Source organism: Asticcacaulis aquihabitans (assembly GCF_032490435.1).
Classification (GTDB): domain Bacteria; phylum Pseudomonadota; class Alphaproteobacteria; order Caulobacterales; family Caulobacteraceae; genus Asticcacaulis.
Window position 1 is genome coordinate 171,673 of the sequence record NZ_JAVGWM010000002.1, and the last position, 16,605, is coordinate 188,277.

Here is a 16,605-nt window from a genome sequence, read left to right on the forward strand (position 1 = left end):
AATGCAGGACCGGCGAATGAAGACCCTTCAAATCGTGGCATGCGGCCTCTTACTCGCAACCTGTATGTTGCCGCCCACAGTGATCGCCCAACCGCACGCTGCCGGCCGTCACGATCCGCCGGGCCGCAAGCCTGGCCCCGTGGCAAACACGGCTCCCGCCATGCCGAACGACGGGCCGCCACCTACCGTTTCCTTCACGGCGGACCGCGATCCCAGTACATATAAACCTTTGCCGCGACAGGACTTTCTGATTGCCCACGCCACAGTTCTGGATGGCGCCGGACATCGCTTCGATGATGCCGACGTTCTGGTCCGGGACGGTAAGATTGTCGCGGTCGGATCCGGACTTGACGGGGGCGGCGCCCGCGTCATCGACGCCCGAAACCGCTGGGTGACGCCCGGCATAGTCGATCCGCATAGTCATAACGGTACCTATTCGATGCCTCTCACATCGATCGACAACGAGTCATCGGACGTCTCTGAATTGAGCAGCCCGATCGCTGCCGATACCTGGATCGAACACGCCATAAACAGCCAGGATGCGAGTTTCCTATATGCCTTGAAAGGCGGCGTAACCACCCTTCAGGTCCTGCCCGGTTCGACACCCCAGATCGGCGGCCGCGCCGTGACGCTACATACCATTCCCGCCCCGACCGTCGCCGCCATGAAATTTCCCGGTGCACCACAGGGGCTAAAAATGGCCTGCGGCGAGAACGCCAAAGGCTATTTCGGCGGCAAGGGCCAAAAGCCGACCAGCCGCCAAGGCGAAATGTCCAACCTGCGAGACATATTCTATCAGGCCGACGCCTACCGCCAACGCTGGCGTCACTATCAACGCGATCCAAAGGGGCCGCCGCCCGCCCGTGACCTCAAGCTCGACACCCTGGCGGCGGTTCTGGACGGCGACCTGCTCGTCAACATTCACTGCTACCGCGCCGACGACATGGCTGAGATGCAGGCGCTGGCATCCGAGTTCAAATTCAAGATTACCGCCTTTCACCATGCCGTCGAGGGGTACAAGGCCCCGGACCTGTTCCGCAAAACGGGAACCTGCGCTGTCGTCTGGCCCGACTGGTGGGGGTTCAAGATGGAAGCCAATGACGGCATCCGTGAAAATGCCGCCATCCTGGATGCGGCCGGGGTGTGCGTCACCCTGCACTCGGACTCGCCGGTCATCGGCCAGCACCTCAATATCGAAGCCGCCAAAGCGGCAGGGGCTGGTCGCCACATGGGGTTAGCGGAGCCGCCCGAGCATGTGATTACCTGGATCACCAGCAATCCGGCCCGGGTATTGGGCCTGCAGGACCGCATCGGCACCCTGGCGCCCGGTTACAATGCCGATATCGTCATCTGGTCGGGCAATCCGTTCAGCGTCTACGCGCAGGCCGATCTGGTCACCATCGACGGGGCTGTCGCCTATGATCGTGCCGACCCCGCCTACCAGCCCGTAAGCGACTTCCAGTTAGGCCGCAAGGCCGGGGGGATCGGCCAATGATACGCGCGTTCATATTCTGCCTGTGCCTTCTACCCGTCACCGCATCCGCTCAGGACTTCGCCATCCAACATGCCGACGCCTGGCCAATGACCGGCGTAGGCAAGGTCGCCGACGCCACCATCGTGGTAAAGGATGGACGTATCGTTTCGCTGATGGCCGGCGGTCCTGTCCCCCCGGGCCTGGCCGTTATCGACGCGCAGGGCCGAACCGTGACGCCGGGGCTTATGAACGCCGCCACCCAACTCGGCCTGGTCGAAACCGGCGCGGCGTCGGAAACCAACGACCAATCCGTCAGCAACAGTTCCCTGGGGGCTTCGTTCGATATTCAATATGCCCTCAACCGCAACAGCGTCCTGTTGCCGGTGGCGCGCGCCGACGGCCTGACGCGTGCGGTCAGCTATCCGGGCTCCGCTGGTGCCGCCCCCTTCATGGGCCAGGCGGCCTTGATCCATCTAAAGGAAAACGACGACATCCTGGAACGCGCGGGTGCCGCACTCTATGTTCAGATCGGCAGCGCTTCCTTGGCGGCGGCAGGTGGTTCGCGCAGCGCCCAGTGGCAATTGCTGCGCAACGCACTGACCGATGCAAAACTCTATCGTCCCGGCAAGGCGGATCAGCCCCTGAACCGGGGCGACGCCGAAGCCTTGCAGAAAGTATTGAACGGGCAGCGGCTGGTCATTCTCACCCAGAGGGAATCCGATATTCGTCAGGCGATCGTCCTGGCCAAGGACTTCCATCTCCGTATCGCGATAATGGGCGGGGACGAGGCTTGGCGCTGCGCGCCGGAACTGGCCGCCGCGCGAATTCCCGTGATCCTTGACCCCATGGACAACCTGCCCGTCAGCTTCGATCAGGTCGGCGCGCGCCTCGACAATGCCGCGATCCTGGCCGGCGCCGGCGTGGAAATCGCGATCTATGCGTCAGGCAATACCATCTATCTGAGCTATGACGCGGGCGAGGCTATGCGGCAGGCGGCAGGCATGGCGGTCGGTAACGGCCTGCCCTACGAAGCCGCTCTGCGGGCGATTACAGCCGGTCCTGCGCGCATATTTGGCATAGATGACCACTACGGCACGCTGAGCGCCACCCAGGACGCCGACATCGTGATCTGGGATGGCGATCCGCTCGAACCGGCGACCTATCCCTGGAAGGTCTTCGTCCAAGGCCGCGAAGCATCGCTCGAGACACGCCAGACCTTGTTGCGTGACCGCTATGCCAAACCGTCGCCACTGCCGAAGGTCTACACCAAATGAAGACCTTGCCGCTTTTAGCCCTTATGGCGCTGTGCCTGGCCCCGGCCGCCCGTGCCCACGACGACGATCTGCCCCTACCAATGGGCAATGCGGTGGGCTGGATCGCCGACGGCAAAGGCGCGGTCGACACGGTTCGTCCCCGGCAGGCACCGGGCCAGACGCTGCCAATGAAGGCGGCGCGCCAAATCGCCTTCACGACTGACGAAGGCACATGGATGTCGCTGGCGGTTGCCCCAGACGGCCGCCATCTGGTTTTCGACATGCTGGGCGACATCTACCAACTCGACACCTCGGGCGGGACGGCCAAGCCCCTGCGCACCGGTCTGCCGTTCGAGTCGCAGCCGGTGTATTCGCCGGATGGCCAGACGATCGCCTTTATTAGCGACGCTTCGGGTGCCGACAATCTATGGGTCATGAAGGCCGACGGCACCGCCGCCCGTCAGGTGAGCCTGGGTGAAGACGACACCGTATTGCTGTCGCCGGAGTGGTCTAACGACGGGCAAAGTCTATATCTGGAGCGCTACCGGCCGAGCTACAATGCCTACGAACTGTGGCAGTACGGGCTGGATGGCAAGGAAACGCTGATCATTCCGGTCAAGGCAAGCGCCGATCAAAGCCGTGACGCCTGGCTCAGTACGCTGGGTGCGGTGCCATCGCCGGACGGCAAATATCTCTATCTGGCGCGTCACGTCGGCAGCACCGATCCCGACCAGCGCGATGAATGGACCATTGTCAAACGCGAGATCGCAACGGGGGCGGAAACAACACTGATCGCGGAGCCCGGGGGATCCGGCCATGCGCGCAATCCAGGCGCCTACTTCCGTCCCGTGATTTCTCCGGACGGCCGATATCTGGCCTATGCGACACGGTACGACAATCAGACGGGCCTGCGCCTGCGCGACCTGCGCACCGATGCGGACCGATGGCTGGCGTTTCCGGTCACCCACGACCAGATCCAGGCCAATAGCTGGTTTGACCTTCTGCCGCGCTACGCATTTGCGCCGGACAGCCAATCGATCTTTATTACTGTCGGCGGTAAGATCCAGCGGATTGCGCTTGACGGCACGGCCACGGCCACTCCCATTCCCTTCACCGCCCACGTGCAACTGGCCCTGGGCGCCTTAAGCCGACAGGTTATTACCGAAGACGTCGGCCCAGTCCGCGCCCATATCCTCCAGGCGCCGGCTGTATCACCTGACGGGTCGCGCCTCGTGTTTTCGGCGCTTGGCAAGATCTACGTCATGCCGATGTCGGGCGGCACACCGCGTGCCTTGACCGAAGGTTGGCAACCGTCTTGGTCTCCGGACGGTAAGACGCTGACCTTCGTAACCTGGTCGGCGCGCACGGGCGGTGACGTCTGGACCATTCCTGCCGCCGGAGGCGCCGCAACGAAAATCAGCCCGACAACGGACTACTATACCTATCCGGTGTTCACGCCAGACGGCACGCGCATCCTTGCCCAAAGGTCGCCACAACGCGACCGGCTGCGTCTTTACATGGAATATGGCACGCTCCGGGCCGCCACCTTGGTGAGCTTCGCCGCCACGGGCGGGGACGGCCACGATATCGCCAGTATGGCCATGGGCCAGCGAGCGACGTTTACGTCAGAAGCTGGCGTCGCCTATCTGCAAACCGGCGGGGGCGTGTCCCGCATCGATCTGGCCACCGGCGCACAAACCGATATATTATCGGTCACCGGTCCTGGCTGGTATTTCCAAGACGGCCCCGTCCCGGTCGATGTCGTGCGCCTGAGCCCAGATGGCAAATGGGTTGCCGCCCTTGTAGCGCAACAGTTGCACATCGCCGCCGTGCCGACGGATGGTCGCAAGCTTATAGACCTGTCCGACCCGGGAGTAAAACATCGCCGCATCACCGATGTCGGCGCTGATTTCGTCGAATGGTCGGCTGACGGCCAGTCCGTCTTTTACGCCCTGGGCAGCACGGTCTATCAACGCCGCCTGAAGGATATCGCCTTTACTGACGCCGCCGACGGGTCCGCTGATCCCGGACATCCGGCAGCGGTGACGGCGGTCGTAACGGTTCCACGCGACGTACCCACAGGTCGGCTCCTGCTGCGTGGCGGGCTGGCCTTGCCCATCGACGCGCCCGCGATCCCCAATTCGGATATTCTCATTGCCGGCAATCGGATCGCCCGGATCGGACCGAGCGGCAGCTTCGACGTGCCCGCCGGAACGACGATCCGTGACGTGACCGGCAAGACGGTCATGCCGGGTTTCATCGACACCCACGACCATATCGGCACGGTGCGGCGCGAGGTTTTGGACCAAGAGGACTGGGCATTGCGCGAACGCCTGGCCTATGGCGTCACCACCAGTTTCGATCCATCGACCCTGACCATAGATGAAATCGCCTACAAGGACATGCTTGATGCCGGCCTGATGATGGGACCACGCCTGCCATCAACCGGAACGGCCATTTTCTCCTTCAACCGCTTTGCCTCCCTGGCCGAGACGCGCAAGGTACTGAGCCGCTATCGCGACGCCTACGGCTTGCATAACATCAAATCCTATCGTGCCGGCGACCGTAAGGTCCGCCAATGGATCAATATGGCGGCCATCGATCTGGGCCTCCAGCCGACCACCGAAGGCGCCCTGTCGTTCAAGCTGGATATGACCCAGGTCATGGACGGCTATTCCGGACACGAACATGCCCTGGTCACCCTGCCCGTCTACAACGATGTCATTCAGCTGATGGCGAGAAGTGGGACAAGCTATACCTCGACGCTTCAGATAACCAATGGCGGCGCGACCGGGCAAAACTACTTCATCGCGCGGGACAACCCGGCCGCTGACGCCAAGTATCGCCACTTCACGCCGCATTTCGCCCTGGTGCAGATGACCACGCGGCTGGATCAATGGTTGCCCCTGTCCGAATACGCTTTCCCCATCGTTGCCAGCGGATCAGCCGCGATTCAGCGCGCGGGCGGGCTTATCGGCATTGGCGCCCATGGCAATACACCCGGCGTTGGCTTCCACTGGGAACTGGAGGCCCATGTCATGGGCGGCATGACACCCGAAGAAGCGCTTCACGCCGGCACCCTGGGATCTGCGGAAACCATCGGACGCCGCGGAGAGCTGGGTAGCCTGACTCCTGGCAAGTTCGCCGATCTGCTGATCCTCAACGCCGACCCGCGCACCGATATCACCCACGCACTGGACATCGACCAGGTGATGAAGAACGGCCATCTCTACGATGCGGCGGACTTGAGCCAGACCTGGCCGAACGCCGAAAAGGCCGCCACACCCTGGTTCAACGACGATATTCCACCCACGGGAGACACCAAATGAAAGCCATCCTGATCGCCGCAGGCCTGCTTATGGCCGCCACCTCGGTTATGGCGGCACCAAAGCCCGTCTCCGCACCCGCCCCGGTAAGCTCACCCGCACCCGTGCCCCGTACCCAGGTGGAAATATACCGCATCGCGCCCGGGCAGCATCAGGCATTTCTGGAATTCATCGCCAAGTGCGACAAGGCGAACGAGATGGCCGGGTTGCCCCCACGCCAGCTCTATGTCCACAGCGACGGTGCGGATTGGGATTTCATGCTGATCCAGCCGGCCAATGTGCCGGAAGACAAGGCCGCCGCGCTCGACAAGGCCTGGGACGAACTCGGCCTGCCTTCTGGCTCCAACTTCTTCTTTGAAATCCGAAAATATATTACCCAACACACCGACACGGTGACGAAGGGACCGACGACGGCGGCTGCCTATCTGGCCACGGCGGCGAAGTAGACGGATGTTTTGGCCCGTTCAAGACACTATTCGATCCGCATGTCGTAGTCCGGTACGTGGCCTTGCCGCTAAAACCCAGCCTGAAGCGGGACGCATTAGAGACACCGCCGTTTCGTTCAAACTTTTTGATTTGCATCAGGGTCTTCCGGGAAGCGCTCCGCTTTTCGCCAGGACGCTCCAGATCGTGTGACAGGATAGCCATCTGTGCTTAACTCCTCTTCGATACCCGCCGGCGCAGAGCTCGATCCAGGTGTGCGCGACTTTATCCGCATCACCGGCGAAGCCTATCTCACGCACGGCAGCGGGCTTGAGCGCACCACGATAAACGCGCGCCAGATCGCCGAAAAAGTGCGGGCACCCTGGATCACCGGCGGGCCGGTCATGCATGCCGTAACCGAACACACGGTATCGACGCCGCATGGCGGTGTCCGTATCCGGGTATATGATCCGGACGGCGCCGGCGCCAAACCCGCCTTGATCTATATCCATGGCGGCGGCTGGGTCATGTTCAGCCTGGATACCCACGACCGTATCATGCGGGAATATGCAAGCCGCGCCGGCGTCTGCGTCGTAGGCGTCGACTATGCCCTGTCTCCGGAAGCCCGCTTTCCGGTTGCCCTGGAACAAATCATGGCGGTCGTTCAACACCTGCGGACTCACGCCGCCGACTTGAACATTAATTCCGAACGATTGGCGATCGGGGGCGATTCCGCCGGGGCGAACCTATCGCTCAGTACCGCGATTGCCTTGCGCGATGCCGGCCAAGGGAGCGTGCTGAGTGGCCTGATCCTGAATTACGGCGCCTTTGGAATCGATCTGTCGGCGGACGATGTTCGCCGTTACGGTGGTCCTGACTACATGCTGACAGCGGACGAAATGGCCTATTTCTGGTCGCAGTATCTGGCCCGGCCCGAAGACCAGTCCGACCCCCGGGCGGTGCCCCTACTGGCCGATCTACACGATCTGCCGCCTGTTTTCCTGTGCGTGCCCCAATGCGATGTTTTGACCGGACAAAGTATGGCTCTGGACGCGCGCCTGCACGCTGCTGGCGTCGAGACACGCGCCATCGTCTACGCCGGGGCTTCGCACAGCTTCCTCGAAGCCGTATCTATCTCCCGGATTGCTGAAACGGCGTTCAACGATGCGGCAAGCTGGATGCGCGACCGGCTGTCGGCGCGATAGGGTCCCGCCCTCTTGCTTTCCACCCGCCCTGCCCCATCTTCCATCCAGATCCAAGAACTGCGGCGGATGGGAGATACACGAAATGGCCGTATTCATCGATGACATGTATCGGCACGCCATCGGCCATTTCCGCGGCATGCAGATGTCTCACCTTATCGCCGACACGGAAGGCGAACTCCATGCCTTGGCGCAAGCAATAGGCATGAAGCGGGAATGGCATCAGGGCGATCACTACGACATTCCCCTTCACAAGCGCGACCTGGCTATTGAGGCTGGCGCCATTGCAATCACCTACCGTCAATGCGGCATGATGCGACGACGCCATCGTATCGAAGGCCGTTGCGGTCATCCCGAGGAGGCGCTCGACTGGTACCGCGCCTGGCGCAGACACAGTCGCGCCTTATAGCTCTAAAAATCCCGGCTGACGGTCAACCACGCGGTGCGCGGCCGCAGCGGGGTCACCTGATTACCCGCTGCAATCTTGAAGGGATTCCCGTACGCAAAGCTGTTACCGCGCGCCGCCGTCAGGTTGGTGACGCGCAGCCCATACGTCATTGCTCCCACGTGATAGGCTGCGTCGACATCCATTTGGCCATAGCCGCCCATCCTGACGGTCTGCAAAGATCCAAAATTCAAATGCGATTCTCCCCGGTAGGCAAAAGTCGTCATGATATCAAGCGGATGGGCACAGAGCTGTGCGTGCCAATTCGCCGATACACTGTAGATTTGCCGGGGAATGTACGGCATGCCTCGATCGTCATCTATGCTGTATAACGGATTTGCGTGTTTGAGTTCCGGCGCGGCGAACAAGGCCGCGGCATGCAGGTCGAGGATGTCAAACGGGCGCCAGTCCGCTTCAAACTCCAGACCATGGACAAGGCCGTCACCGATATTGACCGTTACCGGCAGACCTGTGGCCTGCAACTGATCGCTTTGAAGCTTATTCCACCTAATGGCATACCCGTCGACGGTCAGCCTGAGCCTGTGGTCCGGCAAGGTCAGTTTGGCGCCGAGTTCATAGCTGTCCAGACGGTCCCCGTCGTAGCGCGCGACAGGCGCCGGCCCTTCGGAGAGCGCCGTCGTGTTGAATCCACCGCTGCGGTATCCGTTCGAGGCCTGGAGATAAAACAGCAATCTCGAGTCCGGCACATAGGTCAAGACCAACTTGTGCGATACGTGCATGTCGTGTTTTCGGCCGCTGAATGACGAGAGGCTATCTTGCGGATTACCCGTTTCACGGCTGTCACTGGCAACCCTATGCTCACTCTGAGCCAGTCGCAGACCGGCGGTCAACATCCATTTCGCCGACAGGTCAAAAGACAGTTCGCCAAATGCAGCCAGGTTGGTGATGTGATCCTTGCGGGTTTCCCGAAAGATTGCCCCATCCGTCTTGTAATCAATTAGGCGAGGATTGAATTTTTCGGTACCATCAGAGGCAAAAACACCTGCAAGCCAGCGCAGAGGCCGCTCGGTGGGCGAGGTCACAAGGCCTTCTATCGTGGTCAATTCAACATTTTGAATCTCGTCGTAGACAAGCTGTCCGGAATTGGGTGCTGCAACCACGGCGCTCAACGGATCGGCGTCGTACCGGCTCGAGATATCATGATGCAGGTGATTGAGCGTTAGCTTCACAGCGCCGACCGCGGTTTCCCCGGTGAGACGTGCAGCGGTTTCGCTGAAATCATTGTCGTGGGGCTCAGCTATGCCGGGCGCGCGAATGTAGTCCTTTCGCCCGCCATATATGTACTGGCTGTCCTTGGTCTCGATATCCTGTTGCGCCAGACTGCCTGTCAGGGTCCAATTATCATTGATTTTCCAGGACACGGCAGCCCGCACGCCGTCGCGCACTGTGCCATTGCCCTTGTATTCCGGGTCGTTGGCGTAATGGAGGTAACCGCCACTCTTGTCGCGATAGGCGACGAGGCGCACACCGACCCGCTCGGCTAACAACGGCAGGTTTACCACTGCCGAGACACGCGAAGACGACTCCCCGCCCTCGGTGAGGCCAAGTCCGCCTGTTACATTGCCCTGGGTGTGCGACAGGTCGGGCGGGTTGGTGATCAGATGCACGACGCCTGAAATCGACCCTTCGCCGTACAGCGCCCCTTGCGGCCCTTTGAGCACCTCCACACGCGCCATATCCACGAGAAGCAAATCGGGGTCGGGGGCATTATAGGTGATCGGCGCATCGTCCAGATATAGACCGACCGTTGACTGCGTACGGCCGGTAAATACACCGTCCGATACACCGCGTAGCAAAATCTTGTCCCGTCCCGGCCCAAGATTGGTCATCATCATGCCGGGTACACCAGCCGCCACGTCCATTAGACTGCCATCGCTCGCCCCCAGCCTGGCCGCCGAAATTACGCTGACGGATGTTGGCGCCCGGCCAAGTAACTGGGGGCGCCGGTTCGCCGTAACAACGACCTCCATGGGCGCCGAGGCATCGGCAACGGGCCAAGAGAAGCCGCGCGGCGAGATACGGCGGACCTGAAGACGGTAACTCGCCGTATCGACGCGTACGGCTTCGCATGCACTCGCCTTGAGAAGCGCCTTCAGTCCGGCATCGACCGTATAAACACCGTGAAGCGCTCGCGCCCGAACGCCGCAAGACTTGGGATTTACACCGCCAAGCGATATATTGGTGATCACCGCGAACTGTATAAGCGCGTTGCCCATCGGCTGGGCCGGTATATCGACCGCATAGTGGCTTTCCGCCGCTGTGGCCGCGCCTGCAGCAAGACTAAGGACGGCGGTGCAGATAGACAGCCGTAGCCGTCGTGGTGGCTTGCACGGGAAGAAATTCTTCCAGCCGTTTAACAACCGAAGCCTCCGAATCAACAACAATGACCGCCGTCACCCTCAGTTGCCCTGTCGCGGCATCCGTCACAAGGGGTGTCCTCATATAACGGTTGAGGTCCTTTATGACAAACGCCAAGGTTTGGTCCTGGTAAATGACGCGGCCTTGCTGCCAGGCGAACGCTACGGAAGGGTCGGCCTTGACAACCCTGACCTGCGGACTGCCCTCGACCTGCACGGCTTCGTCGCCCGATTTGAGCACGGCCCTCACGTCAGCGGGACGGCCAGTGGGGGCAACCGCTACCTCGCCTTCCCGCACATTGATCCGGATAACCCCATCCAGCCGTGCGACATTGAATTCGGTTCCGACATCGCTGACCGTCTGGTCACCCATCTGGATGGAAAAAGGCCTTGACGCGTCATGGACGACTGTCACCGCCAGTTCACCCTTGTCGAGCTGAATCTGGCGAGCGTTTCGGGTCAGGCGGACGGACAGGTGCGTATCGGTGTTCAAATGCAGCCGGGTCCCGTCTTCGAGGACAACCTCTTTCGTTTCGGCCTTACGTGTTTCGTAGATGACCGGCTTGGCGGCTTGGACCATGACAACCGCCGAAACAATTGCCGCCGCCAGACCCGCGGCGATGCCCGTAGCGACACCCCAGGTCCATACAGACCCGGCAGGGCGACGCGATTTGCGCGCATAAAACGGGATGACGACCTGTTCAACCTGCGGATTTTCCGTCGCTGGCTGAGGCGAGGTCCTCTCGGCCACAGGCAGGTCATAAGGCGCAGCTTCGTGAGTGAACTGTTCGAACCACGACCGTTCCGCCTCGTCGAATGCCGAAAGATGCTGTTCTGACTGGTTTAGCCAGTCCGTCAGTCCCTCAATGTCCGCATCGGTAACATCAGGCGCGTGGACGCGCACAAGCCAGTCTCTGGCTTGCTGCGCGATCATCGCTATATCCTGATTTCCAGTCGGCATCTCGTGCATTTGTCCTTTTGATAGGGTGACACCACCCGGGTGTCAGAGTCGCAAATCTTGTTTTCTTTGTGTTTGGGTGTCTGGCTTCACGGCCCCCCCGCCCCTTTCAGTCGATCTGACAGATGCCGCAGTGCGGTGTATTGATGCTTTTCAACGGAGCTCTTGGAGATATGAAGATGCGCGGCCACCTGGGCCTGGGTCATCCCCTCAAACTTGCCAAGCCGGAAAATTTCCTGCGTCTTTTCCGGAAGCTCTTGCAGGGCCGCCGTGATGAGCGCCAACTGCTCACGCGCCATGACTTCGTTTTCAGCGGAGGGGACGTCGGCAATCATCTCGCCGGCCAGGTCCATGTGGTTGGCTGACAGCCATTGACCATCGCGGCTTCGTTGGCGCCCTTGCCCCCGCATTCGATTCAGCCAGATATGGCTGCCGGTCGTAAACAGGAAGGCGGTCGGATTTTCAACGCTATAGTGGGCTCCCAAAGCCGCAATCTTGAGATAGATTTCCTGCACGACGTCTTCCGCCGTCGCGGCGTCGCGCGCACGCGCTGTAAAATAGCGTACGAGCATCGCGCGCTTTTCCAGATAGGCTTGCAGCAAGGCGTCTGGCACGGTCGGGGACAAGCTGGGATAGGTGTGATTGGGGTGACATCCGTGCCGCCAAAAAAAGTTCAAATTGAGGCAGTGTCTATCCACTGGAATGACTATGAATAAAGGGCTTGCGAGTTTATATCGCTGGCGGTGTCATTATGTTGAGCGTCGTGTACGCGCCACGAACTGTTTAACCCGACAAGTGATATGCCACCCCATTCAATGCGCGTTTTGAACATAATGCTGGCCAAGGCCAGGGGTGGCGTCGAATCAATGGCTGCCTACTATCACGAGGCTCTCTCGGCCGAAGGCGTCGAGGTCTTAAGTCTCGGCCATCCGCGCGGCGTCCTGGCGCGTGAGGTGCCCGCCAAGGGCTTTGCACCCCTGGCAGCACGAATTGATTTCGATCCCATCGCCGCCATCCAGTTGCAGATGTATTGCCGCCGTTTTCGTCCAGACCTTATTCTCGCCCACGGCAACAGGGCCGCACGACTGTGCACGTTGCCTTACATGGGCCTGCGCGACAAAACGGTTCAAGTGATGCACAACGCCTTTTCAAAGCCGCATCTGACGCACGTGCGTGCGGCCCTGTGTGTTAGCGAGAGCGTGTTGTCGCACGTCCGGAGCGCCTATCCCGAAACGCTCGCGCTCGAGATCGGCAATTTTGCGCCGCTTGAGGTTTACCCCGTCAAGACGTCGCGCGGCACTATTCCGGTCATAGGCGCACTGGGTCGCCTGCATGACCAGAAAGGATTCGACATTCTGCTGGAGGCCGCCAGCCAGTTGCGTGATGCAGGCGTAGCGTTTCACCTGCGTATCGCGGGGGATGGCCCCGAAGCGGTTTCCCTTGCCAATCAGGTCCGCCAACTCAACCTGCATTCCCAAGTGACATTTTGTGGTTGGCAGGCACCGGCCGCCCGTTTCCTGAAGGAGCTTGATCTGTTCGTCGTGCCGTCCCGCTACGAACCGTTCGGACTGGTGGTTATAGAGGCCATGGCAGCAGGGGTGCCCGTACTGACTGCCGATTTGGAAGGACCGCGTCAGATTTTGGCCCAGGGCCGATTTGGTCGCCTGTTCGAGCCACAAAACCCTGCAGCCCTCGCCGAAGCCTTGCGACAGGCTCTCGACGAACCCGGCGCCTTGCAACGAACGGCGGACGTGGCGCAGGAGCATGCTATCGATACCTATGGTTTCGCTGCGGGTCGCGCCCGCTTGGTGCAAGCCTTGCAGACGATCATCTAGACAGCTAGGTCGCGCCCGCAACGCGCCACATCTTGATCAGGCGACTAAATCGCGACTCGGCAGCAAGATGAGAACTGACGATACCATCCCAGCCACCTGTAAAATGTCTCCGCGCCAGATAGTAGCGTACGAAGACAAATATGTATTCGAATGGCAGCCGGACAGCTATGACCCATCGCCGCTTGCGAAGCGTGCGCGATTGCAGATCCGTATAGGCAGCCAGTTTTTGCCGGATATGTTCATAGGACCGGGCCGAAAAATGAAGGACCTGGCCTGTGAGCTGCCCCACCGGATAGGGACCGGTATCTACCGTGTCATGGACGGGACTCTCTGCAAACCTGACGCGGCGCCGGTCATACAGGCGAACATAGTTGTTAAAGTCCGCCCACAATCGCGGCCACTCCTTGCCTGGGTAGATGGTCATTATCCTGACGCGGTAGGCCGGAAGCGAGGGATCCGACTGCATCAGCGCCCTGATTTCATCGCGCAGGCCTGGAGTGAGAACTTCATCAGCATCGAGATTCAAAATCCAGTCATAACGCGCCTGGTCCTCGCTAAAGCGCTTTTGCGGGCCGTATCCGGACCACGGATTGAAAAAAACGCGCGCCCCCCAGGCCTCAGCCTTCTGCACCGTGCCGTCCGTCGAGCCACTGTCCACCACGACCACGTCGTCAGACAGTCCTGAGACGGCATCCAGGCAGGCAACGATACGGTCCACCTCATTCTTGCAAATAATGCAAATACTTAAATTTGTACGTTCCGTCATGGGTATGTCAGTCGCATATGGCGAATTGCCAGTATTTAGCCATGACACCTCCAACGCATCATGATCGCACAGCCACCCGAGCTTTTTTTTCACAAATGCGCACTTTTTTGGTTGGAGAGGTACGACTTCGCCCCGCGCGTGGTGTCTCGCATTTGGGATTTTGCGGAAAGCGGGAAGATCTATGTGCGGCATAGCAGGCATCATGATGCGTGACAATCAAGCCGTCGACCCGGCGGTGCTTGCAAAACTGGCCCGTGCACTGAACCATCGCGGACCCGATGAAACGGGCATCGAGATCAGGCGGTCCGTCGGCCTTGTCAATACCCGCCTGGCCATAGTGGACATCGAAGGCGGGCAGCAGCCCTTTCGAGCTCTGGACGGCAGCCTTCTCGTCGGCAATGGCGAGATCTATAATGACCTAGACCTGCGTAACACCCTGACACACATCGATTTTCAGTCCGATTCCGACTGCGAAACCCCACTACATATGTATGGCCGCCACGGACTTAGGTTCACACACCATTTGCGTGGCATGTACGGGCTGGCGATCTACGATGCGTCGGGCGAGTGCCTGATTCTGAGCCGCGATCCGTACGGTATCAAACAACTCTATTATATCATCACCCCGGCCTATTTCGCCTTTGCCTCCGAAGCACAGGCGCTTATCGCCGCGGGACTTGCTAACAATACAGTAACGCCACGCGTGCGCGCAGAAATGCTCCAATTGCAATTCACGACTGGCGCAGATACCATTTTCAGCGACATCAAGCGCATACTGCCCGGGCAAACCCTGGTGGTCAAAAACGCTGAGATTGTCGAAAGCGCGCGTCAACGACCCCATGATACCCTGCGCGTGCGCGCCCCCGTCGCGAACTACGAAGCCGCTTCGCGTGAGCTGGCCAGGCGTTTACGCGATAGTGTCGAAGCCCATTTGCGCTCAGACGCGCCGACCGGCCTGTTCCTGTCTGGCGGCATCGATTCATCTGCCCTGCTAACCCTCATGGCCGAGCGTTCGACACAGCCGGTTGTCGCGCTCACAGCGGCCTTTCCGGGCGCAGCCAAGGATGAAAGCGACAAGGCAAGAGCCGTCGCCCGTGCAGCGCACGCCGATCATCAGCTTGTAGATATCACCGCGCCAGACTTTTTCCGCTGCGCCCCGAAGCTGGCCGCCGCGCTGGACGATCCGTCGGCTGACTGCTCAGCCCTGCCATTATTCATGCTGGCCGAAGCCGCCAAAGCCCGTGGCCTCAAGGTGGTAATGAGCGGTGAAGGCGCAGACGAGTTGTTCGGTGGCTACAAACGATATCGGCGCGCCGCCTGGTTCTTCGGTCTCTGGCGTCAGAAGACCCGTACACGGGGTGTCTTCTCTTCGCTGCTTCCCCCCACGGCTTTGCAGGCATGGCGAGATGGACTGGCGCGGACGGAGCAACTGGAATCCGTCGCGCAGATTTCTGCCATGCAGACGCTCCAGGCGATAGATTGCGCCGAATGGCTGCCGAATAATCTCCTGCTAAAATTGGATCGCTGCCTGATGGCGCATGGCGTTGAAGGGCGCACGCCCTTCCTGGACCCCGTCCTGTCGCCGTTCGCCTATGACCTTCCAGAGGCCTTTAAGGTCCGAAACGGGTTAGGCAAATGGCTTTTGCGCGACTGGGTATCGCGTAACACGCCGGGCGTCGACGCCTGGTCGAAAAAGCAGGGTTTCGTGCCACCGATCGGGCAATGGATCGAACCTTACAAACTTCGCATAAAGCCGCTTCTGCTGGCGCATCCGGCCATGCGTGAACTCTCGCTGCAGCCTACGATAGAGCGCGTGTATGAGGACCCGGCGCGGCACCCACAGGCCGCCTGGAGCCTCCTGTTCTATGCGCTTTGGCATACGCGCCACGTCTTAGGGCTCGACGCCGAAGGTCAGGTGGATGACGTACTGGACCTCGGCCGCCGAGCCGCCTGATCTCCGGTTATGCCTCACCTAGCAGGCTGCGACGCAAGGCGGGCTGAGTGGTTTTCGGGCTCAGGCAGATGGCGAAGAAGTTGGCGCTGAAGGCCGGTTCGGCAATCTGGCCGATGAACCGGTTGCGGTGGTAAAACGCCGTAGCCCCGGTCGATGTGCGGACTAAGGTACTGGTATCGCCCGTCTTGATGTCCGGTAAGATCGCCATCAACTCGTGTTGCCAAGCGGCGAGCCGCGCCTCGTCGTGAAAGCCCAGAGCGCGTATTTCGCTAATTATGCGCCGCGATGTCCCCTGGCTGTCGAGATGGCGCAGGTGTTCTATATGCAGGGCAAACGGCCGCTCATCCGACCAGGTGCCGCCCGGCCCGTAAAGAGTTAGGTCCAGAACCGGCACCATAAGCACGGACAACCGGCCGGTCCCCACCTTGCCAACATTGGGCACCAGTCGCGGCAAATCCTGCGGCTCAGCCTTGGCGACACAGGGACTCAAGGCTATGGCAAGGCTGGACAGCAAAATATGTCGGCGCAGCATGATCAGTCTCCCCGGATCGCGAGCTTGTGAAGAGGGCTGTCCCGCTTGGCTGTCTGCGG

Annotated in this window: 13 protein-coding genes; 8 read left to right on the top strand and 5 right to left on the bottom strand. The window is 60.5% G+C overall.

Going from position 1 to position 16,605, the window contains the following annotated elements; genetic code table 11:
- The first annotated feature begins 16 nt into the window (after nt 1-16).
- The 6 genes from RCJ00_RS07775 (at nt 17) to RCJ00_RS07800 (ending at nt 8,087) form a co-directional block, all read left to right on the top strand.
- Nucleotides 17-1,495, top strand: a complete 1,479-nt coding sequence (locus RCJ00_RS07775; RefSeq protein WP_316221231.1) for an amidohydrolase family protein — start codon at nt 17-19, stop codon at nt 1,493-1,495.
- Nucleotides 1,492-2,748 (top strand): amidohydrolase family protein, encoded by a 1,257-nt coding sequence (locus RCJ00_RS07780; RefSeq protein WP_316221232.1) that lies wholly within the window; start codon nt 1,492-1,494, stop codon nt 2,746-2,748. Before RCJ00_RS07775 ends, RCJ00_RS07780 begins: the two co-directional genes overlap by 4 nt.
- Nucleotides 2,745-6,056, top strand: a complete 3,312-nt coding sequence (locus tag RCJ00_RS07785) for an amidohydrolase family protein (protein ID WP_316221233.1) — start codon at nt 2,745-2,747, stop codon at nt 6,054-6,056. The genes RCJ00_RS07780 and RCJ00_RS07785 overlap by 4 nt, the downstream gene beginning before the upstream one ends.
- Nucleotides 6,053-6,499, top strand: a complete 447-nt coding sequence (locus tag RCJ00_RS07790) for a DUF4148 domain-containing protein (RefSeq protein ID WP_316221234.1) — start codon at nt 6,053-6,055, stop codon at nt 6,497-6,499. The genes RCJ00_RS07785 and RCJ00_RS07790 overlap by 4 nt, the downstream gene beginning before the upstream one ends.
- 204 nt (nt 6,500-6,703) lie before the next feature.
- Complete coding sequence (locus RCJ00_RS07795; protein ID WP_316221235.1) at nt 6,704-7,681, top strand: alpha/beta hydrolase fold domain-containing protein; 978 nt, start codon at nt 6,704-6,706, stop codon at nt 7,679-7,681.
- A gap of 82 nt (nt 7,682-7,763) precedes the next feature.
- Complete coding sequence (locus RCJ00_RS07800) at nt 7,764-8,087, top strand: DUF4031 domain-containing protein (RefSeq protein ID WP_316221236.1); 324 nt, start codon at nt 7,764-7,766, stop codon at nt 8,085-8,087.
- A 2-nt stretch (nt 8,088-8,089) separates the two neighbouring features.
- Here the strand turns inward: RCJ00_RS07800 and RCJ00_RS07805 are convergent, their stop codons facing one another.
- The 3 genes from RCJ00_RS07805 to RCJ00_RS07815 form a co-directional block, all read right to left on the bottom strand.
- On the bottom strand, nt 8,090-10,504 hold the full coding sequence (locus RCJ00_RS07805; protein WP_316221238.1) for a TonB-dependent receptor: 2,415 nt from the start codon (nt 10,502-10,504) through the stop codon (nt 8,090-8,092).
- Complete coding sequence (locus RCJ00_RS07810; protein WP_316221239.1) at nt 10,425-11,435, bottom strand: FecR family protein; 1,011 nt, start codon at nt 11,433-11,435, stop codon at nt 10,425-10,427. Before RCJ00_RS07810 ends, RCJ00_RS07805 begins: the two co-directional genes overlap by 80 nt.
- A 113-nt stretch (nt 11,436-11,548) precedes the next feature.
- The gene (locus RCJ00_RS07815; protein ID WP_316221240.1) at nt 11,549-12,073 is read right to left on the bottom strand and encodes an RNA polymerase sigma factor; all 525 of its coding nucleotides are present in this window, start codon (nt 12,071-12,073) and stop codon (nt 11,549-11,551) included.
- A 219-nt stretch (nt 12,074-12,292) separates the two neighbouring features.
- Between RCJ00_RS07815 and RCJ00_RS07820 the strand changes: the two genes are divergently transcribed.
- Nucleotides 12,293-13,294: a glycosyltransferase gene (locus RCJ00_RS07820; RefSeq protein WP_316221890.1), complete on the top strand. Its 1,002-nt coding sequence runs from the start codon at nt 12,293-12,295 to the stop codon at nt 13,292-13,294.
- Nucleotides 13,295-13,298: 4 nt separating this feature from the next.
- Here RCJ00_RS07820 and RCJ00_RS07825 read toward each other — a convergent pair whose 3' ends face one another.
- Nucleotides 13,299-14,060, bottom strand: coding sequence for a glycosyltransferase family 2 protein (locus tag RCJ00_RS07825; protein ID WP_316221242.1), 762 nt, complete (start codon nt 14,058-14,060; stop codon nt 13,299-13,301).
- 181 nt (nt 14,061-14,241) lie between these two features.
- On the opposite strand from RCJ00_RS07825, the gene asnB reads away from it, so the two are divergent.
- On the top strand, nt 14,242-16,014 hold the full coding sequence (gene asnB, locus RCJ00_RS07830) for an asparagine synthase (glutamine-hydrolyzing) (RefSeq protein ID WP_316221243.1): 1,773 nt from the start codon (nt 14,242-14,244) through the stop codon (nt 16,012-16,014).
- A 7-nt stretch (nt 16,015-16,021) separates the two neighbouring features.
- Here the strand turns inward: asnB and RCJ00_RS07835 are convergent, their stop codons facing one another.
- The gene (locus RCJ00_RS07835) at nt 16,022-16,546 is read right to left on the bottom strand and encodes a chalcone isomerase family protein (RefSeq protein WP_316221244.1); all 525 of its coding nucleotides are present in this window, start codon (nt 16,544-16,546) and stop codon (nt 16,022-16,024) included.
- Nucleotides 16,547-16,605 lie beyond the last annotated feature (59 nt).